The organism is Enterobacter sp. K510 (assembly GCF_055804875.1).
This window is the reverse complement of the sequence record NZ_JBNRLQ010000011.1, coordinates 95401-115162: the sequence shown is the minus strand read 5'-3', so window position 1 is coordinate 115162 and position 19762 is coordinate 95401. Positions and strand designations below refer to the sequence as shown.

The 19762-nt window shown below is 55.9% G+C and carries 20 protein-coding genes and 1 riboswitch; of the genes, 8 read left to right on the top strand and 12 right to left on the bottom strand.

Annotated elements, in window-relative coordinates; all coding sequences use genetic code 11:
- Nucleotides 1-236: 236 nt before the first annotated feature.
- The gene (locus ACQUTD_RS18490) at nucleotides 237-1343 is read left to right on the top strand and encodes an ABC transporter permease (protein WP_072567902.1); all 1107 of its coding nucleotides are present in this window, start codon (nucleotides 237-239) and stop codon (nucleotides 1341-1343) included.
- Here the strand turns inward: ACQUTD_RS18490 and ACQUTD_RS18485 are convergent.
- On the bottom strand, nucleotides 1305-1715 hold the full coding sequence (locus tag ACQUTD_RS18485; protein ID WP_321987164.1) for a YbhQ family protein: 411 nt from the start codon (nucleotides 1713-1715) through the stop codon (nucleotides 1305-1307). The two genes, ACQUTD_RS18490 and ACQUTD_RS18485, sit on opposite strands and share 39 nt — an antisense overlap.
- Nucleotides 1716-1848: 133 nt before the next feature.
- On the opposite strand from ACQUTD_RS18485, the gene ACQUTD_RS18480 reads away from it, so the two are divergent.
- Genes ACQUTD_RS18480 through ACQUTD_RS18470 form a run of 3 tightly spaced genes read left to right on the top strand, consistent with a single transcriptional unit; the run spans nucleotide 1849 to nucleotide 4816 of the window.
- Nucleotides 1849-2610: an endonuclease/exonuclease/phosphatase family protein gene (locus tag ACQUTD_RS18480; RefSeq protein ID WP_072567900.1), complete on the top strand. Its 762-nt coding sequence runs from the start codon at nucleotides 1849-1851 to the stop codon at nucleotides 2608-2610.
- Nucleotides 2607-3854, top strand: coding sequence for a cardiolipin synthase ClsB (gene clsB, locus ACQUTD_RS18475; protein WP_072567899.1), 1248 nt, complete (start codon nucleotides 2607-2609; stop codon nucleotides 3852-3854). Before ACQUTD_RS18480 ends, clsB begins: the two co-directional genes overlap by 4 nt.
- Nucleotides 3854-4816, top strand: a complete 963-nt coding sequence (locus ACQUTD_RS18470) for a lysylphosphatidylglycerol synthase domain-containing protein (RefSeq protein ID WP_321987163.1) — start codon at nucleotides 3854-3856, stop codon at nucleotides 4814-4816. Before clsB ends, ACQUTD_RS18470 begins: the two co-directional genes overlap by 1 nt.
- 130 nt (nucleotides 4817-4946) lie before the next feature.
- Here the strand turns inward: ACQUTD_RS18470 and ACQUTD_RS18465 are convergent, their stop codons facing one another.
- The 6 genes from ACQUTD_RS18465 to moaA form a co-directional block, all read right to left on the bottom strand.
- The gene (locus ACQUTD_RS18465; RefSeq protein ID WP_072567897.1) at nucleotides 4947-5651 is read right to left on the bottom strand and encodes a Bax inhibitor-1/YccA family protein; all 705 of its coding nucleotides are present in this window, start codon (nucleotides 5649-5651) and stop codon (nucleotides 4947-4949) included.
- A 58-nt stretch (nucleotides 5652-5709) separates the two neighbouring features.
- Nucleotides 5710-6162 (bottom strand): molybdopterin synthase catalytic subunit MoaE, encoded by a 453-nt coding sequence (gene moaE, locus ACQUTD_RS18460; protein WP_072567896.1) that lies wholly within the window; start codon nucleotides 6160-6162, stop codon nucleotides 5710-5712.
- Nucleotides 6163-6166: 4 nt separating this feature from the next.
- Nucleotides 6167-6412, bottom strand: a complete 246-nt coding sequence (moaD, locus tag ACQUTD_RS18455) for a molybdopterin synthase sulfur carrier subunit (RefSeq protein ID WP_318363593.1) — start codon at nucleotides 6410-6412, stop codon at nucleotides 6167-6169.
- Nucleotides 6405-6890 carry a cyclic pyranopterin monophosphate synthase MoaC gene (gene moaC / locus ACQUTD_RS18450; RefSeq protein ID WP_473276979.1) on the bottom strand — a complete coding sequence of 162 codons (486 nt, stop codon included), beginning with the start codon at nucleotides 6888-6890 and terminating at the stop codon, nucleotides 6405-6407. Before moaC ends, moaD begins: the two co-directional genes overlap by 8 nt.
- Before the next feature lie 3 nt (nucleotides 6891-6893).
- Nucleotides 6894-7406: a molybdenum cofactor biosynthesis protein B gene (moaB, locus tag ACQUTD_RS18445; RefSeq protein WP_473276978.1), complete on the bottom strand. Its 513-nt coding sequence runs from the start codon at nucleotides 7404-7406 to the stop codon at nucleotides 6894-6896.
- Nucleotides 7407-7427: 21 nt separating this feature from the next.
- On the bottom strand, nucleotides 7428-8417 hold the full coding sequence (gene moaA / locus ACQUTD_RS18440; RefSeq protein WP_473276977.1) for a GTP 3',8-cyclase MoaA: 990 nt from the start codon (nucleotides 8415-8417) through the stop codon (nucleotides 7428-7430).
- Nucleotides 8405-8539, bottom strand: a riboswitch (molybdenum cofactor riboswitch). (Overlaps the previous gene by 13 nt.)
- A 217-nt stretch (nucleotides 8540-8756) precedes the next feature.
- Here moaA and yvcK point away from each other — a divergent pair.
- The 4 genes from yvcK to pmrB all read left to right on the top strand — a co-directional run bounded on the left by yvcK (nucleotide 8757) and on the right by pmrB (nucleotide 13188).
- The gene (gene yvcK, locus ACQUTD_RS18435; protein ID WP_072567892.1) at nucleotides 8757-9665 is read left to right on the top strand and encodes a uridine diphosphate-N-acetylglucosamine-binding protein YvcK; all 909 of its coding nucleotides are present in this window, start codon (nucleotides 8757-8759) and stop codon (nucleotides 9663-9665) included.
- Between the two features lie 119 nt (nucleotides 9666-9784).
- A complete protein-coding gene (gene eptA, locus ACQUTD_RS18430) occupies nucleotides 9785-11419 on the top strand; it encodes a phosphoethanolamine transferase EptA (protein WP_473276975.1) in 1635 nt (544 codons plus the stop codon).
- A gap of 5 nt (nucleotides 11420-11424) precedes the next feature.
- Complete coding sequence (gene pmrA / locus ACQUTD_RS18425) at nucleotides 11425-12096, top strand: two-component system response regulator PmrA (protein WP_072569420.1); 672 nt, start codon at nucleotides 11425-11427, stop codon at nucleotides 12094-12096.
- 3 nt (nucleotides 12097-12099) lie between these two features.
- Nucleotides 12100-13188: a two-component system sensor histidine kinase PmrB gene (pmrB, locus tag ACQUTD_RS18420; RefSeq protein WP_473276974.1), complete on the top strand. Its 1089-nt coding sequence runs from the start codon at nucleotides 12100-12102 to the stop codon at nucleotides 13186-13188.
- Nucleotides 13189-13343: 155 nt separating this feature from the next.
- On the opposite strand, the gene nhaC is transcribed toward pmrB, so the two are convergent.
- The 5 genes from nhaC to uvrB all read right to left on the bottom strand — a co-directional run bounded on the left by nhaC (nucleotide 13344) and on the right by uvrB (nucleotide 19007).
- A complete protein-coding gene (nhaC, locus tag ACQUTD_RS18415; protein WP_473385730.1) occupies nucleotides 13344-14798 on the bottom strand; it encodes a Na+/H+ antiporter NhaC in 1455 nt (484 codons plus the stop codon).
- A gap of 13 nt (nucleotides 14799-14811) precedes the next feature.
- Nucleotides 14812-16023, bottom strand: a complete 1212-nt coding sequence (locus ACQUTD_RS18410; protein ID WP_473276972.1) for an aminotransferase class I/II-fold pyridoxal phosphate-dependent enzyme — start codon at nucleotides 16021-16023, stop codon at nucleotides 14812-14814.
- 205 nt (nucleotides 16024-16228) lie between these two features.
- Nucleotides 16229-16645 carry a PIN domain-containing protein gene (locus ACQUTD_RS18405; RefSeq protein WP_473276971.1) on the bottom strand — a complete coding sequence of 139 codons (417 nt, stop codon included), beginning with the start codon at nucleotides 16643-16645 and terminating at the stop codon, nucleotides 16229-16231.
- Entirely contained in the window at nucleotides 16642-16872 is a 231-nt protein-coding gene (vapB, locus tag ACQUTD_RS18400) for a type II toxin-antitoxin system VapB family antitoxin (protein ID WP_072567887.1), read from the bottom strand. Before vapB ends, ACQUTD_RS18405 begins: the two co-directional genes overlap by 4 nt.
- A 113-nt stretch (nucleotides 16873-16985) precedes the next feature.
- A complete protein-coding gene (gene uvrB, locus ACQUTD_RS18395) occupies nucleotides 16986-19007 on the bottom strand; it encodes an excinuclease ABC subunit UvrB (protein ID WP_473276970.1) in 2022 nt (673 codons plus the stop codon).
- Nucleotides 19008-19762: the final 755 nt, after the last annotated feature.

Sequence of the window (19762 nt, the reverse complement as noted above, 5' to 3'; positions counted from 1 at the left end):
CAAACAACGTGCCGCCCGGCGGGATTTGCCCGGTGGTGCTGCGCTTACCGGGCCTACGGGACACGTAGGCCGGGCAAACAACGTGCCGCCCGGCGGGATTTGCCCGGTGGCGCTGCGCTTACCGGGCCTACGGGACACGTAGGCCGGGCAAACAACGTGCCGCCCGGCGGGATTTGCCCGGTGGCGCTACGCTTACCGGGCCTACAAGGTCGTCAGGATCGTTTTAAGGAGCAAACATGTTTCACCGACTCTGGACGTTGATCCGTAAAGAGCTGCAATCGCTGCTGCGCGAGCCGCAAACCCGCGCCATTCTCGTGCTGCCGGTGCTCATCCAGGTGCTGCTGTTTCCCTTTGCCGCCACTCTGGAAGTGACCAACGCCACCATTGCCATCTATAACGAAGACAACGGCAAACATGCCATCGAGCTGACCCAGCGTTTTGCGCGGGCGAAAGCCTTTACGCACGTCCTCATGCTCAACAGTCCGCAGGAGATCAAGCCGACCATCGACCAGCAAAAAGCCCTGCTGCTGGTCCGCTTCCCGGCGGATTTCTCGCGCAATCTGGATAGCTTCCAGCCTGCGCCGATGCAGCTGATCCTCGACGGGCGCAACTCCAACAGCGCACAGATCGCCGCCAACTATTTACAGCAAATCGTCAAAGACTATCAGCAGGAGTTGCTGGGGGATCGGCCAAAACCGAATAACAGCGAACTGGTGGTGCGCAACTGGTATAACCCGAATCTGGACTATAAATGGTTTGTCGTGCCATCTCTGATTGCGATGATCACCACCATCGGCGTGATGATTGTCACCTCGCTGTCGGTGGCGCGCGAGCGGGAACAGGGCACCCTGGATCAGCTGCTGGTGTCGCCGCTGGCAACCTGGCAGATCTTCGTCGGCAAGGCGGTACCGGCGTTAATCGTCGCCACCTTCCAGGCCACCATCGTGCTGGCCATCGGTATTTTTGCCTATCAGATCCCCTTTGCCGGATCGCTGCTGCTGTTTTATTTCACCATGGTGATTTACGGACTGTCGCTGGTGGGCTTCGGGCTGTTGATTTCGTCGCTCTGCGCCACCCAGCAGCAGGCGTTTATCGGCGTATTCGTGTTTATGATGCCGGCGATTTTGCTCTCCGGCTATGTGTCGCCGGTGGAAAACATGCCTGTCTGGTTGCAGAATCTGACGTGGGTGAATCCGATCCGCCATTTCACCGACATAACCAAGCAAATTTATCTCAAGGATGCGAGTCTGGGGATCGTATGGGGAAGTTTATGGCCGCTACTGGTGATAACGGCCACGACAGGTTCAGCGGCGTACGCGATGTTTCGTCGTAAAGTGGCCTGAGTTTTTATCTTTCATCAGCAGCGAAATGATGGCCGGACCGGCGAGGATCACCACGCCGGCCAGCGCCAGCAGCAGGTTATTTTGCAGCACGCGGGAGAGCAGCCACAGCACGATCATCGCCGCGCCAAAATACCAGGTGGTGGTCAGCTCTTCGAGGAAATCCCCCAGCTCGCGCCATTTCGCCTCATGGTGACGTTGCAGCGCCAGCATCAGCAGCACGGTGACGCCATAGACCACGCACAGCCCCAGGCCGACATGCACCAGCGACTTGCTCATCCAGCCCATTATCAGCACTGCGACGACCATTAAATGCAACACAATCTGCCAGCAACTTAAGCCTGTTGCGACACGAATACGTTGTTGCCATCTCATGGCTTATCTCCTTAACGGATATCTAACTGTATTGAGAGTACCGGACTTTACGGAAAAATCCGTAAGGCCGCATCTTTTTGTGACAAGGACTACACTTTATTTTCATCAGGATAGTGACGCGGGAAGGATAAAAATGACGCAACAAACCCGACAGTTTTCTTTGAAAGTGCTCACCATTAATACGCACAAGGGCTTCACAGCATTTAATAAACGCTTCATTTTGCCTGAGTTGCGCGATGCGGTGCGCACTGTCAGCGCAGATATCGTCTGCCTCCAGGAGGTGATGGGCGCGCACGAAGTACACCCGTTACACGTCGAGAACTGGCCGGATACCACGCATTATGAATTCCTCGCCGATACCATGTGGAGCGACTTTGCCTATGGCCGCAATGCGGTCTACCCTGAAGGGCACCACGGCAATGCCGTGCTGTCGCGCTACCCGATAGAACACTATGAAAACCGTGATGTGTCGGTGGAGGGCAGCGAAAATCGCGGTCTGCTCTACTGCCGCATTGTGCCGCCGCAATATGACCGGCCAATCCACGTGATTTGCGTCCATCTGGGCCTGCGCGAGGCGCATCGGCAGGCGCAGCTGGATATGCTGGCTGAGTGGGTAAATGCCTTCCCGGAAGGTGAGCCGGTGCTGGTGGCGGGTGATTTTAACGACTGGCTGCAAAAGGCCAATCGTCCCCTGCAAACGAAGGCCGGACTGGAAGAGATTTTTACGCGGGCGCATGGCCGTCCGGCGCGTACTTTTCCGGTTAGTTTCCCGGTGCTACGTCTTGATCGTATTTATGTGAAAAATGCCAGTGCCAGCGCGCCCACGGCGCTTCCGCTGCGCAACTGGCGTCATTTGTCCGATCATGCGCCGCTGAGCGCGGAGATCCATTTATGAAATGTGGCTGGCGAGAAGGGAACCGTATCCAGCTTCTGGAAAACGGTGACGAATATTATCCCGCGGTGTTTGATGCAATCGATCATGCACAGCGCAAAGTGATCCTCGAAACCTTTATCTGGTTTGAGGATGAGGTCGGCAAACAGCTGCACGCGGTGATCCTGCGCGCGGCGCAGCGCGGCGTGGATGTGGAAGTGCTGCTGGACGGCTACGGCTCACCGGATTTGAGCGACGAATTTGTCAGTCAACTGACGTCTGCGGGCGTGGTGTTCCGCTATTACGATCCGCGCCCTCCGCTGATGGGCATGCGCACCAACGTGTTCCGCCGAATGCACCGCAAGATCGTGGTGATCGACAATACCATCGCCTTTGTCGGGGGCATCAACTACTCTGCAGAACATATGTCCGATTACGGACCAGAAGCCAAACAGGATTACGCAGTACGGGTGGAAGGCCCGGTGGTGCAGGATATTCTGCAATTTGAACTGGAAAACCTGCCGCAGAACGCGCAAACCCGCCGCTGGTGGCAGCAGCGTCGTCGTCATCTGGCGGAGGAAAACCGCACGCCAGGCGAGGCGCAGGCGCTGTTTGTCTGGCGCGACAACGACGATCACCGGGACGACATTGAGCGTCACTACTTGAAAATGCTGGCCAATGCCAAACGCGAAGTGATCATCGCCAACGCCTATTTCTTCCCCGGCTATCGACTGCTGCATGCCATGCGCAATGCGGCACGGCGCGGCGTGCGGGTGAAGTTGATCGTACAGGGCGAACCCGATATGCCGATTGTGAAAGTGGGCGCGGAACTACTGTACAACTATCTGCTAAAAGGCGGCGTGCAGGTCTATGAATACCGTCGTCGCCCGCTGCATGGCAAAGTGGCGCTGATGGATGACCACTGGGCAACCGTCGGCTCCAGTAATCTCGATCCGCTCAGCCTGTCGCTGAATCTGGAAGCCAACCTGATTATTCATGACCGCGAGTTCAACCAGACGCTACGCGAGAATCTCAACGCGATTATCGCTAATGACTGTAAGCGCGTGGATGAAACCATGGCGCCGAAGCGCACCTGGTGGAACCTGGCCATCAACGTGGTGGTGTTCCACTTCCTGCGTAAATTCCCGGCGCTGGTGGGATGGTTGCCAGCCCATACGCCGCGGCTGGCGCAGGTGCCCGCGCCGGTACAGCCGGAAATCGAAACCCAGGATCGCGTCACTCCCGAAAACTCTGAGGTAAAACCCTGATGGCAAAATCGCATCCGAAGTGGCGTCTTGCCAAAAAAATCCTGACATGGGTGTTTTTTATCGCCATGGCGGTTCTGCTGGTGGTGTATGCGCGCACGGTGAACTGGGAAGATGTCTGGGAGGTGATCCGCAACTATAACCGCACGACGCTGCTGATTGCGCTGGGTCTGGTGGTGGTGAGCTATCTGCTCTACGGCTGTTACGATCTGCTGGCGCGCACCTACTGCGGGCATAAGCTGGCGGCGCGGCAGGTGATGCTGGTGTCCTTTGTCTGCTATGCCTTTAACCTGACGTTAAGCACCTGGGTTGGCGGTATCGGCATGCGCTACCGGCTCTATTCCCGCCTGGGGCTGCCGGGCAGCACCATCACGCGTATTTTCTCCCTGAGTATCACCACGAACTGGCTGGGCTATATTCTGCTCGGCGGCATTATCTTCACCTTTGGCGTGGTGGAACTGCCCGCCCACTGGTATATCGACGAAGGTACGCTGCGTATTGCGGGCGTGGTGCTGCTGGCGTTTATCGCCGCCTATATGTGGTTCTGCGCCTTTGCCAAACGTCGCCATGCCACCATCAAAGGCCAGAAGCTGGTGCTGCCGTCATGGAAGTTTGCGCTGGCGCAGATGGCGATCTCCAGCGCCAACTGGATGGCGATGGGGGCTATTATCTGGCTGCTGCTGGGCCAGGAAGTGAACTATTTCTTCGTGCTGGGCGTCCTGCTGGTGAGCAGTATCGCAGGGGTGATCATTCATATCCCGGCGGGTATCGGCGTGCTGGAAGCGGTGTTTATTGCGCTGCTGGCGGGGGAACATACGTCTAAAGGGGCAATCATCGCCGCCCTGCTCGCTTACCGTATGCTGTATTACTTTATCCCGCTGCTGCTGGCGCTGGTGTGTTATCTGCTGCTGGAAGGCCGGGCGAAGAAGCTACGGGCGAAGAACGAGAAGGCGATGGCGAAGTAAGATTAGTATCGCCCGGTGGCGCTGCGCTTACCGGGCCTACGCGCTCTGTAGGCCGGGCAAACAACGTGCCGCCCGGCGTGCACGTAGGCCGGATAAGGCGTTTTCACGCCGCCATCCGGCACTATGATACTTAGCGGCGGTTACCGAAAATCCGCAGCAGCATCAGGAACAGGTTAATAAAGTCCAGATACAGCGTCAGCGCGCCGAGGATCGAATAACGACGCAGGTTAGTGCTGTCGCGCGTATCGATATTCTCGCCGATGTTTTTCAGCTTCTGCGTGTCATAGGCCGTCAGCCCCACAAACACAATCACCCCGATATAAGTCACCGCCCACATCAGCGCTTCGCTTTTCAGCCAGAAGTTAACCAGCGAGGCCAGCACGATACCGATCAGCGCCATAAACAGCATGTTGCCGAAGCCGCTCAAATCACGCTTAGTGGTGTAACCGTAGAGGCTCATCGCGCCAAACATCCCGCCGGCCACCACAAAGGTGCTGGCAATAGAGGAGTAGGTGTAGACGATAAAAATACTGGAAATCGTCAGCCCGGTGAGCGCCGAATAGAGCATAAACAGCGTGGTGGCCATACCCGCGCTCAGGCGATGCACCATGCCGGAAAGCACGAACACCAGCGCCAGCTGCGCAATCACCAGCCCGAAAAAGGTTATTTTGCTGGAGAAGACGAACATCATTACCGCCGGGGTATTCGCAGAATACCAGGCAATAAAGGCGGTCAACAGCAGACCGCAGGTCATCCAGCCATACACCTGCGCCATATAGGTTTGCAGCCCGCTGCGCGCCTCAACAATCGAACCGCTTCCTGGGTATCTGTCCATGATTAACTCCTGATTAAGTGAAGAGACTATAAGGTTAACACATCCCTGCGAAAGCGGGTCACCAGCGTTCGGCGGCCTGCTTATCGCTGTCACGCGCGTCCACCCAGCGGCTGCCTTCCGGCGTGGCTTCACGCTTCCAGAACGGCGCGCGGGTTTTCAGATAATCCATAATAAACTGCGCGGCTTCAAAGGCGGAACTGCGGTGCGCACCGGTGACGCCGACAAACACGATTTCATCGCCCGGCCATAATTCCCCGATGCGGTGAATAACGGATACCCGTTGCAGCGGCCAGCGCGCGCGGGCGTCGCTGACGATCTCAGCCAGCGCTTTCTCGGTCATACCGGGATAGTGTTCAAGGGTCAGCGCGCTGACGCTGTCGCCCAGATTATGATTACGCACTTTGCCGGTAAAGGTGACCACCGCTCCGTCTTCATCGCAGGCGGCCAGCCACTGATATTCGTCGCCGACGCTGAAATTTTCATGACCGACGCGGATACGGGTATTTTCCATCAGCTTATCCTCCGGTTACCGGCGGGAAGAAGGCCACTTCGTCGCCATCGCGCAGCGGGTGGTTAAAATCCACCAGCGTCTGATTGACCGCCGCCAGCAGCTTGCCGGACTCCAGCGCCAGCGCCCAGCGATCGCTTTTCGCCGCCAGCGCCGCACGCAGCTGTTCTACGCTTGCATATTCGGCCTTAACGTCCAGCCCGTCGCAGGCCACCAGTTCGCGCACCTGCGCAAAAAACAGCACCTTAATCATCGCTATCCACCCTGAAGTCACCGGATTTACCGCCGCTTTTTGCCAGCAGGCGCAGCGGGCCGATCACCATATCTTTCTGTATCGCTTTACACATGTCGTAAATAGTCAGCGCCGCCACGGAGGCGGCCGTCAGCGCTTCCATTTCGACGCCGGTTTTTCCGGTCAGCCGACAGAGGGACTCAATGCGCACACGGTGATGTTCGGGTTCGGTACTGAGATTCACTTCCACTTTGCTGAGCATCAGCGGATGGCACAGCGGGATCAGATCCCAGGTGCGCTTGGCGGCCTGAATGCCCGCAATGCGCGCGGTGGCAAACACATCGCCTTTGTGATGGCTGCCATCGATGATCATCTGTAACGTTTCCGGGCGCATGGTGACAAAGGCTTCGGCGCGCGCTTCACGCACGGTTTCGGCCTTGCCGGACACATCCACCATATGCGCTTCGCCTGCGGCGTTAATGTGGGTCAACTGAGACATGGTTTATTTCTTTAAATGAGGGTGAAAATTGCACGGACGGGTGCGCGCGTCGAGCTGCGGGGCGATGATATTTTCCCAGGCGGTGCGGCAGGCTTTCGTCGAGCCGGGCATGGCAAAAATCAGCGTGTTATTGGCGATGCCCGCAATGGCGCGGGATTGCAGCGTCGAGGTGTCGATCTCTTCGAACGACAGCATACGGAACACTTCCCCGAAACCTTCCACTTCGCGGTCAAACAGCGGCAGCAGCGCTTCCGGGGCCTGATCGCCGGAGGTGAATCCGGTGCCGCCGGTGATCAATACCACCTGCACATCGTCCGAGGCGATCCACGCGGAAACCTGCGCGCGAATGGCGTAGCGGTTCTCTTTAACGATCGCTTTATCGACGATGTGATGCCCGGCTTCCTGCGCGGCGTCGCGCAGATAGTGGCCGGAAGTATCGTCCTCTTCGGTGCGACGACTGGTGACGGTTAAAATGGCGATACGGGTCGGGATAAAGTCTGCACTGACCTGACTCATAAAGGATCTCCTTATTCGGTGTTACCCGCCGATGTACGACAGATTTTGCGTAATACCGGTATTGCCCTGATGCAGGAAATGGGTCTGCTTTTTATGCGTCAGCGCCTCTGAAATTCGCGCCTCCAGCGCCGCCTGCTGGCTGTCATCGGCAAGCAGATCGCGCAGGCTGACGCCGCCGTCGCCGAACAGGCACAGGTGCAATTTGCCGACGGACGAGACGCGCAGACGGTTGCAGGTGGCGCAGAAGTCTTTCTCATACGGCATAATGAGACCGATTTCGCCTTCATAATCCGGGTGACAGAACACCTGCGCCGGGCCGTCGCTGCGCTGACGGAGCTTCTGGATCCAGCCACGGCGCAGCAGTTCATCGCGCAGCACCATGCCGGAAAGATGATGTTTGCGGAACAGCTCGCTACCCTCGCCGGTTTCCATCAGTTCGATAAAGCGCAGCTGGATGGGACGCGACTGGATCCACGCCAGGAAGGTATCCAGCTGGTGATGGTTAACATCGCGCATCAGCACGGTATTCACTTTGACTTTCTCAAAGCCCGCCGCAAAAGCCGCGTCAATGCCGTCCATCACCTGGTGGAATTTATCCTGGCCGGTGATAGCGTGAAACTGGCGGGCATCGAGGCTGTCAACGCTGACGTTGATCGCCGTCAGCCCGGCATCGCGCCAGTTCTGCACGTCGCGCGCCATACGATAACCGTTGGTGGTCACCGCAATCTGGCGGATAGCGGCGTTTTCGCGTACCGCGGCGATAATGTCGGTGAAATCGCGGCGCAACGAGGGTTCCCCGCCGGTCAGACGCACTTTTTCCGTGCCGAGCGCGGCAAAGGTACGGGTGACGCGACGAATTTCGTCGAGGCTGAGAAAGCTTTTGTTCGTCACGCCACCCGGCTTGTAGCCATCGGGCAGACAATAGGTGCAACGAAAATTGCACACGTCGGTAATAGACAAACGCAGGTAATAAAACTTACGCGCGAATGCATCGGTAAGTTGTGAGGCCATGTACACCTTTCCAGATACGGGAGGTGCAGTCATTTCTTCCTGCACCCTGGTGGCGGTTCGCCACGGCCAAAGCACCCTATCATTAAGACGTAGGCGCAGAGGCTAGAGTGTGTTTAGTTAGCAAGCTCAGGCGATAATATCGCGATACGACCTGTTCCGCCATCCTTGCATAGCGCTATATAATTAACTACATAGCGACATAATCGTGCATTTTCATTACAGACTACGCGATAATCCCGGCCTTGCATTGATATGTGTCATCTTCCCCCCCGACGTGACATCGTCATAAAGGGGTATTTCGGCTAACGTAACGTGATTTTTTCGACATAAGGACTGGCTATGCGCAACCGTACTCTTGCGGATCTCGACAGGGTTGTCGCCCTCGGCGGCGGGCACGGGCTGGGACGGGTGATGTCTTCCCTCTCCTCGCTCGGCTCCCGTTTAACCGGCATCGTGACCACCACCGATAATGGCGGCTCGACCGGACGCATTCGTCGCTCTGAAGGCGGCATCGCCTGGGGCGATATGCGTAACTGTCTTAACCAGCTGATCACCGAGCCAAGCGTCGCCTCGGCGATGTTCGAATACCGCTTCACCGGCAACGGCGAACTGGCGGGGCATAACCTGGGCAACCTGATGCTGAAAGCACTGGATCATCTCAGCGTCCGGCCGCTGGAGGCCATTAACCTGATCCGTAATCTGCTGAAGGTGGACGCCTTTCTGATCCCAATGTCGGAGCAGCCGCTGGATCTGATGGCGCTCGACAGCGAAGGCCATGCGGTATATGGCGAAGTGAATATCGATCAGCTGACGCAGCCGGTGCAGGAGCTGATGCTGTTCCCCAGCGCCCAGGCCACCCGCGAGGCGGTGCAGGCTATTGCCGAAGCGGATTTGATTTTAATCGGGCCGGGGAGTTTTTACACCAGCCTGCTGCCGCTGCTGCTGCTCGACAATCTGGCGCAGGCGCTGCGCCGCACTCCGGCTCCGGTGGTTTATATCGGTAATCTTGGCAAAGAACTCAGCGTCGCCGCCGCCAGCCTCAGCCTGAACGACAAGCTGGCGCTGATGGAGCAGTACGTCGGCAAACGCATTATTGACGCGGTGGTGGTTGGCCCGACGGTGGACGTTTCGTCGGTGACAGACCGCATCGTGATCCAGGACGTGCTGGAAGCCAGCGACGTGCCCTACCGCCATGACCGCCGCCTGCTGCGCGCGGCGCTGGAGCGTGCGGTGCAAAGCCTTGGCTGACAGCTTTCCCCTCGCCTGTTACGAGGGGAAACACTTTACTCAGCGCTTTCTTAAGTTCTTAAGGTTGGCTTAACCCTTGTCTGTGAACATGCCTGGTATATTCTCACAGGATCTTCACTATGCGCCGTATTCCGCTTCGCCGCCCTGCAATGAGTCGCCTGACTTTTTTGCTGCTGTTTTCTGTTTATATTGCTGTTTTCCTCAACCTCATTTATTACCGTCAGGCCTGGGCCCTGTTACCCGTTAACTCGGCTTACAATCTGGCGGTGTTTCTGTCGATGCCGCTGGTGGCGTTCAGCGTGATTAATATCATCGCAACGCTGGCTTCTTTTCTGTGGCTGGATCGGCTGGTGATCGCGGTGTTTATTTTGCTCAGCGCCGCCACGCAGTATTTCATCTGGACCTACGGCATCATTATTGACCGCTCGATGATTGCCAATATGCTGGATACCACGCCAGCGGAATCCTTCGCCCTGATGACGCCGCAGCTAATTTTGACCATAGGCCTTTCCGGTATTGCCATGGCGATCCTCGCCTTTGTGGTGAAATTCAAAAAAAGCCGTACGCGTGTACATAGCGCCGCTATGCGCTGTGTGAATATTCTCGCGTCTGTGGCGATAATATTGCTTATCGCCGCCTGCTTTTATAAAGACTACGCCTCGCTGTTTCGCAATAATAAAGAGCTGGTGAAATCCCTTGGCCCGTCGAACAGCATCAGCGCGCTCCTGTCTTATGATGTCCATCACCGTATGGATAATCTGCCGCTGGTCCGGCTGGGCGAGGACGCAACACTTAACCCGGCGATGCACAAGCCGCAGACCAAACACCTCACCATTCTGATCGTCGGCGAAACCTCGCGGGCGGATAACTTCGCGCTGTCAGGTTATCCCCGTGATACCAATCCGCTGCTGTCGAAAGATAATGTGGTCTATTTCCCGAAAACCACCTCCTGTGGCACGGCGACGGCGATTTCGGTGCCCTGCATGTTTTCCGGCATGCCGCGGAGAAATTACAATGAACAGCTCGCGCATCATCGGGAAGGTTTACTGGATATTGTGCAGCGGGCGGGGATTTCGGTGCTGTGGAATGAAAATGACGGCGGCTGTAAAGGCGCCTGCGACCGCGTGCCGCATCAGGATATGACAAAACTGAATCTGGCGGATTATTGCCTTGAGGGGGAATGCCAGGATGAAATTCTGTTTCACGACCTGCAAAAGTATATCGACAGCGTGCACGGTGACGGGCTGATCGTATTACATACTATCGGCAGCCATGGTCCGACCTACTATAACCGCTATCCGTCGCAGTTCCGCAAATTCACCCCGACCTGCGACACCAATGAAATTCAGACCTGTACCCGCGAGCAGCTGGTTAACACCTATGATAATACCGTGCTGTATGTGGATTATATTATCGATAAGGCGATTAAATTATTGCAGGCGCAGCCGTATAACGTCACCACCAGCCTGATGTATCTTTCCGATCACGGCGAATCCCTGGGTGAAAATGGCGTTTATTTGCACGGCCTGCCGTATTCCATCGCGCCGGATTCGCAAAAGCATATTCCGATGGTGATCTGGCTTTCGGAGCAGTACCAGAAACGTCATGCCGTGAATTACAGCTGCCTGAAAAAACGTGCCAGCACGGAAGCGTTTTCCCAGGATAATCTGTTCTCAACGATGTTAGGGTTAGTGGGCGTACAAACCAGCGAGTATCATGCGGCAGATGATATTCTCGCGCCGTGCAGGGGGTAAGGCTGATGAAAATCTTAGTGGTGGAAGACGATACCCTGTTATTGCAGGGCCTGCTGCTGGCGATGCAGTCCGAAGGTTACGCCTGCGATGGCGTCTCTACGGCGCGGGAGGCCTCGCAGAGCCTGGCGATGGGGCATTACAGCCTGATCGTACTGGATCTGGGACTGCCCGATGAAGACGGCGTGCATTTCTTGCAGCGACTCCGCCGCGAAAAATGCGCCCTGCCGGTGCTGGTGCTCACGGCGCGCGATACCGTTGAGGATCGCGTATCGGGACTGGATGCGGGCGCGGATGACTATCTGATGAAGCCCTTCGCGCTGGAGGAGCTTAACGCCCGCATCCGCGCCCTGCTGCGCCGTCAGCATAATCAGGGCGACAGCGAACTGACGGTGGGCGATCTGCAACTGAATGTGAATAACCGTCAGGTGAAGCTGGCGGGCAGGCCGCTGGAGCTGACGCCGAAAGAGTACGCCCTGCTTTCGCGCCTGATGTTAAAAGCAGGCAACGCGGTGCACCGGGAAATTCTATACAACGATATTTACAGCTGGGATAACGAACCGGCCACCAACACCCTGGAAGTGCATATTCATAATCTGCGCGACAAAGTGGGTAAAGATCGCATCCGTACGGTGCGGGGCTTCGGCTATCTGCTGGTAAAAACGCCGGGAGAGCAGTAAAGCATGAATTTCCGACACTGGACGCTGCGGCGTCGCTTGCTGCTGACCATTGGCACCATTCTGGTGGTCTGCCAGCTGGTGAGCGTGTTCTGGCTGTGGCATGAAAGCAAAGAGCAGATCCAGCTGATTGTGGAAAGCGAGATCTACAAAGCCAACAATCACAGCAACATCACACATGAAGTGCACGAAGCGGTCGCCAGCCTGTTGATCCCAAGCCTGATCATTATCGGCCTTGCGCTTCTGCTCTGTATGCAGGCGATCAAACGCATTACCCGGCCACTGAAAGATTTGCAGCATGAACTGGAGATCCGCACGCCGGACAATCTGCAACCCATCGCGCTGGAGCACCCCGTGCCGGAGGTGGAGGCGGTGACCACGGCGATTAACCAGCTGGTGGCCCGCCTGACGGTGACTCTTGATCGGGAGCGCCTGTTCACCGCGGACGTGGCCCACGAGCTGCGCACGCCCCTCGCCGGTCTGCGGCTGCATCTGGAATTGTTGTCAAAAAGCCATGCTATTGACGTCAGCCATCTCATTTTACGTATTGAGCAGATGACGGAAAACGTCTCGCAGTTGCTGCAACTGGCGCGGGTGGCGCAGTCGTTCTCGGCGGGAAGCTATCAGCAGGTGATGCTGATCCGCGATGTGATGCAGCCCTTGCAGGACGAACTGCTCACCATGCTGAGTACACGCCAGCAGAAACTGGTGTGGCCGGAAAACGCCGAAGATATCGCGGTGAGCGGCGATGCGCCACAACTGCGCGTACTACTGAGAAATCTGGTGGAAAACGCGCACCGTTACAGCCCGGAGCAGGCCACCATTACCCTCACCGTCAGCGATGACGACGCCCCTGTACTGGCCGTTGAAGATGAAGGCCCCGGCATTGATGAAGCCTCCAGCCACGAGCTCAGCAAAGCCTTTGTGCGTATGGACAGCCGTTACGGCGGCATGGGGCTGGGTCTGAGTATCGTCAGCCGTATCGCCCAGTTACATGACGGGGAGTTATTTTTGCATAATCGCCATCCCGGACCTGGGCTGCGTGCAGGGGTACGGTTTCCGGATGCCCGCGCTCAGGCGGCGCTCAGACGGTAAACCAGGTATGCAGAAAGCTGGCGATAATCATCAGCGTGGCGGCAAGCGCGAGTATTTGTACGGAAGTTATTTTTTGCATGGCACTGTCCTCATTAAGCTGAGGACAGTGTCGCTGCGCAAGATTAAGGTTAGATTAAGCCGCATGAATAAATGCGTTACGATGTGATGCCCCTCTCATTCTCCGTTTCGTAACGCGTTCCGAATGCGGACCAGCGCGCCAGCACCGCGTACAGTACCGCCATCACGAAGCAGCTCAGATTAAACAGCACCCAGGGCGCATACTCCAGCGTCGCCACACCAAGGGTTTTCGCCATAAACATCCCGGAAATGGTCCAGGGGAACAGCCCTTCCAGCAGCGTCGCGCCGGACTCCATGGCGCGGGACATGTTTACCATATGCAGCTTTTTGGTTTTAAAGCAGGGATCGTACATGTTTTTGACGAGGAAAAAGCTGATCACCGCATTGCCGGTGCAGGCCACCAGCAGTGAACTGGTCAGCATAGTGGCGAGCACGGTGCTGGTCACCGAGGTCAGTTTGTTCACCAGCCGCTGCAAAATGACGTTGAGTCCGCCGGAGACCTCCAGCGCCGAGGCAAACAGAAATGCGCACAGCATCACCACTATCGGGCTGACCATCGAATACATCCCGCCCCGGTTAAGCAGCGTGTTGATATTTTTACTGGTCGCCTCGTTCATCGGCACCAAACTGAAATCCGGGATCATGCTGGTGTGAAAGCCATTAATCGCCGCCTTCACCAGATCCGCCAGCGCGAACGGCTGCGCAAAAGCGGCAAGACCGAGCGCCATAAACGACGAGGCGACGAGCACAATCACGGTGTCCCATTTGCGCATGGCACCGACAAATACCAGCAGCGCCGGGACCATCAGCAGTGGGTTCAGCCAGAACAGCTGTTCAAGGGCATTTTTCATGACCGGAATGGTGTCCAGTTGCAGCGCCTCTGTCGCCTGCAAATCCGAACCGGCAATCCAGAAGCCGAGGCAGGCTAACAGGAATGCCGGGGCCGAGGTGTACATCATGTGGCGGATGCTCTGGTACAACTCCGCTCCGGCCGCCAGCGCCGCCATATTGGTGGTATCGGACAGCGGCGAGAGCTTATCGCCAAAGTAAGCGCCGGAGATCACCGCCCCGGCGGTCACCGGCAACGAGACGTTCATGGCGGCCGCCACCGCCACCAGCGCCACGCCAATGGTGCCCGCCGATCCCCATGAGGTACCGGTAAAGGTTGAGATGCACACCGTCACCAGAAAGGCCGTCAGGTAAAGATAGGCCGGATTAATAATTTCCAGGCCGTAAAACACCATCAGCGGAATGGTGCCGCTGACCATCCAGCAACCAATTAACATGCCGATGGTAAGCAGGATCAGCATTGCCGGCACGGCATCTTTTATTTTGCCGATAAACGTCTGCATGATCTCCTGCCAGCCTGCCCCGTAATAGCGGGCAAAAAAGCCGGACACAATAGTGATGATAATAAGAATAAATTCCACCGGATAATTTAACATACCGATGCCGGTAAAAAATACGATAAAGACTACCGCTAATAACAGCATCGCAGCGGTAAAGCCCGGTTCCCTGTTAGCGTTCATCATCTTTCCTGTATATTTAGCAGTTTTTAATGGCGCTAAAAGCGCGATGCAAATCGGCAATCAATAATTGCGGACTTTCCTGGCCGACAGAAATACGGATTAATCCTGCCGCCATACCGTCGCGGGCAATATCTTCCTCGTTATAACCGCGATTGGGGGAAATAATCAGGCTTTCATAACCGCCCCAGCTGCATCCGGGTTTGAAGATTTTACAACTATCAATAAAGGTTTTTACTTTCTGAAAGCTGCCGTCACGTAATTCAAAACTGAATAAACCGGAGAGCCCGTACATTTGCGCGGCAATTAATTCCTGGCTGCGTGTATCCGCCACCGCCGGGTGACAGAGTTTTTCCACTTCTTCGTAGTCCGACAGCCAGGCCAGTACCGCCAGCGTATTTTCCTGATGCTGCTTCATGCGCAGCGGCAGCGTGCGCAGACCGCGGATCACCAGCCAGGCGCTGTCCGGTGCCAGCACCGCGCCAAGCAGCTGATGGGAAAAATCGCGGATCGCGTCAATATGCTCGCGGCGGCCCACCACCGCCCCGGCGGTTAAATCACTGTGGCCGCCAATGTATTTGGTGCAGGAGTGCAGCGTCAGATCGAAGCCGAGCGTCAGCGGCTTCTGGAACAGCGGCGTGGCCCAGGTGTTGTCAATAACGGTGATAATGCCGTGCGCTTTTGCCAGCCGGGCGATGGCGCGCAGATCCACCACCCGCATGGTCATGGTGCCGGGGGATTCGGTATAGATCATCCGCGTGCCGGGGCGGATTTTTGCCGCGATGTCTGCCGCTTCGCCGCTCAGTACCACGTCAAAGGCAATGTTAAATCGCGCCTGCATTTGCTTAACCAGTGCCAGCGTCGGACCATAGACGTTATTAGCGAGGATAATGTGATCCCCGCTGCGCAACAGCGCGAACAGCGTGGCGGCAATCGCCCCCATACCGGAGGCAAAGGCTTTGCAGGCTTCGCCCCGCTCAAGGGCGGCGAGTTTATTTTCCAGCAGTTCCGTGGTGGGGTTCAGCCCGCGGGAATAAATATAACGCTCCGCCTCGTGCTGCATGTCGTCACAATAGCGCTGATAATCCTGCTGCACGAATAAACTGGTTTTAACCAGCGGTGGGCTGACCGCGCCATAATTTTTATGATGTTCCTCGTTAATACCTGAACAGGTAAGAACATCTTCCATGGCATATTCATTTTCTCTTAACAGACATTTTACCGATTCCATTCTCTTTTCCTGGTTTTTACGGGAGGGATAATAAAAACCAGCTTAATAAAAAAGCGCAGAAAAGATCCTGTTTATTTTGCCATCAATTAATGAAGGGAGGCATTTATGCAAAGATCAGCGTTATTCAGATCACAGCAATTAAAAATAGGGATTGGGGTTAATTAATGGGATTAATAAGAGCGGTAAATAATATTATGTAACATTATTATTCCGCCCAGTCTTCAAGGATCAAACCCGGTATCCGCGCAAATTCACGTATATTATTAGTCACCAGAATAACATTGGCGGCGATAGCATGTCCTGCGATAGCGGCATCGTTGGCACCAACAGGCGTACCCGCCGCCGCCAGCGCAACCTTGATCCTGGTGGTGGCATCAACGGCAGCGCGATCCCAGGGCAGTATGGCATCGAGGCGGGCGCAGAACGCCTGCACCAGATGCCCGTGCCGCGGTGAGGCTTTTTTACCGATAGCGCCAAACTGCATTTCTGCGTAGGTAATAGCGGATACCACAATACGGTTGCGGCGCATTACAGCCTGCTCCAGCCGTGTTAATACCGACGCTGGCTGCTCACGCATAATAAATGAGCAAATATTGGTATCCAGCATGTAGGTCATGCTCATAATTTAAAACGTCCCTCGTCGCTGACGATATCTTCACGCTCCTGCATGAAATCCTTGTCGGCTTTTTCTTCCTGCGAAAATGAACCCCAGGAGGGTTTAACTGGTCGCAGGATGATGGTGTCGCCTTCCCTTATGATTTCCAGTTCATTCACGCCGTCAAAATCCAGATCACGGGGCAAACGTATTGCACGGTTATTGCCATTTTTGAATATCGATACCGTTCTCATCTTTTACTCCTCCCGGGCAGGGACAAACTGCATTCAGAGAAGTATATGCCTGGCATATGCTGAGGCGCAATAAACAAACCGCGCTATACCATAGCGGCATAGCGCGATTGGTATCAGGACGCCGCGATAAACAATTCCCGCAACTGGTGCAGCTGGTCGCGCACGGCGGCGGCTTCTTCGAACTCCAGATTTTGCGCGTGCTGCATCATCTGCGCTTCCAGTTCGTGGATCTTCTGCTGCATCGCTTTTGGCGTCAGCAGGCGTTCCAGGCTCTCTTCCACCACCGGCGAGCGGGACTTACCGCGGCCTTTCGCTTTGGTTTTCGCGATGTTCTCGCCCAGCGCCAGAATATCCACCACTTTTTTGTTCAGACCCTGCGGCGTAATGCCGTGCTCGATGTTGTACTGGTGCTGTTTCTCGCGGCGACGTTCGGTTTCGCTGATGGCTTTTGCCATCGACGCGGTGATGCGGTCGCCGTAGAGAATGGCTTTACCGTTAACGTTACGCGCCGCGCGACCGATGGTCTGGATCAGCGAGCGTTCAGAACGCAGGAAGCCTTCTTTGTCGGCATCAAGGATCGCCACCAGCGACACCTCCGGCATATCCAGCCCCTCACGCAACAGGTTAATGCCCACCAGCACGTCAAATTCGCCAAGACGCAGGTCGCGGATGATCTCCATACGCTCCACGGTATCGATATCTGAGTGCAGATAACGCACCTTCTCGCCGTGCTCTTCGAGGTACTCGGTCAAATCCTCGGCCATACGTTTGGTGAGCGTGGTGACCAGCACACGTTCGTTGATGGCGACGCGCTTGCGGATCTCGGAAAGCAGATCGTCCACCTGGGTCGCCACCGGGCGCACTTCGATAATCGGATCCAGCAGGCCGGTCGGACGCACCACCTGGTCGACAATATCTTCCCCTGATTTTTCCAGCTCGTAAGGACCCGGCGTCGCCGACACGTAGATGGTCTGCGGCGCCAGGGCTTCGAACTCTTCAAATTTCATCGGGCGGTTATCCAGCGCCGACGGCAGACGGAAGCCATATTCCACCAGCGTCTCTTTTCGCGCGCGGTCGCCACGGTACATGCCGCCGATCTGCGGGATGGTGACGTGGGATTCGTCCACCACCAGCAGGCCATCCGCAGGCAGATAGTCAAACAGCGTTGGCGGCGCTTCCCCCGGCCCGCGACCGGAAAGGTAGCGGGAGTAGTTTTCCACCCCGGAGCAATAGCCCAGCTCGTTCATCATTTCGAGGTCAAACTGGGTGCGCTGCGTCAGGCGCTGCTCTTCCAGCAGTTTATTATTAGCAAGCAGGGTCTGACGGCGGTCGGCGAGATCGACTTTGATCTCTTCCATCGCCTGCACGATACGTTCGCGCGGCGTTACATAGTGCGTTTTCGGATACACGGTAAAGCGCTGGATAGACGATTCCACATGCCCGGTAAGCGGATCAAACAGCGACAGGCGCTCCACCTCTTCGTCGAACAGTTCGACGCGCAGCGCCATATCGTCGGATTCCGCCGGGAAAATATCGATCACTTCGCCGCGCACGCGGAAGGTGCCGCGCTGGAACGCCTGATCGTTACGGGTGTACTGCAGCTCCGCCAGGCGGCGCACGATGGCGCGCTGATCGATGATCATACCGGTGGTCAGATGCAGCATCATTTTCAGATACAGGTCAGGATCGCCCAGACCGTAAATGGCCGATACGGAAGCCACCACCACCACGTCACGACGCTCCAGCAGCGCTTTGGTCGCCGACAGACGCATCTGTTCGATGTGCTCGTTCACCGACGAATCCTTTTCGATAAAGGTGTCAGAGCTCGGCACATAGGCTTCCGGCTGGTAGTAATCGTAGTAGGAGACGAAATACTCCACGGCGTTATCCGGGAAGAACTCTTTCATTTCGCCATAGAGCTGCGCGGCCAGGGTTTTGTTAGGCGCCAGCACCATGGTCGGACGCTGAAGGTCGGCGATCACATTAGCGATGGTGAACGTTTTCCCTGAACCGGTTACCCCCAGCAAGGTTTGGTGCGCCAGTCCGTCTTCCAGCCCTTCTTTCAGGCGACGGATGGCCTCTGGCTGATCGCCAGAAGGTTTAAACGCAGAATTCAGTTTGAACGGTTTACTCATGAACGGCTACCTGGTGGAGGAATGAGCGGGCAGGTGATTAATTTTACTCGCGACGGCGATTTTTGCCAATAAAAAATACTGGATGAAAAACCAGTATCGGGCTAGTTTATGAAAGTGGAAGCGTAAACCTGCGCGCACAACGGGCGGGACTTTATCCTGCCTGCGGCATAAAACGCTGCGCTAAAAAGGTTATCCCCAAAAAGTTTTCCTATTTAACATTTGTCAAGTGATGTCATGAAAGTTTTGTGGCAGTCAGTGACACTTTTTTTACAGGCATTGCTTTTATACAAGTTATTGATATTAAATAAATATACTGAAAAGCCGCGTTTCGCATCAATTCATGTCCAGGCCGCATGAACTCTCGCTTCTCACGTGTTTTCTAACTCTAATGCACATGGTTATCCACAGGAATAGTGGATAACTCCCGCCAGGCCATATCCCCTGCCGCTCAGCAAATTCCCGATTTCAGGCCAGACGGCAATAACAAAAAATTTTTATCACTAAATTTTGCGTGGAACAAAGTGTGCCGTCGGGTAAAAGCCTGGCGATTCGGTGACCAAACCGCTCCGCTGATGCACCTTTTTCGCCTGCCACGCACTCACAGCGTGCAGGATTTTCTGCGGTAATCTCAGCGTGCGGTAAATTCCCGTCTTTTTGTTCATCCTGCTCCGAAAAATACGACTTTTGTTGGAGGTGGCAAGTGTTTTGCAACATCTCGTTTACAGAGTAAGTGCCAGCAGCCCCCAGCAACAGGA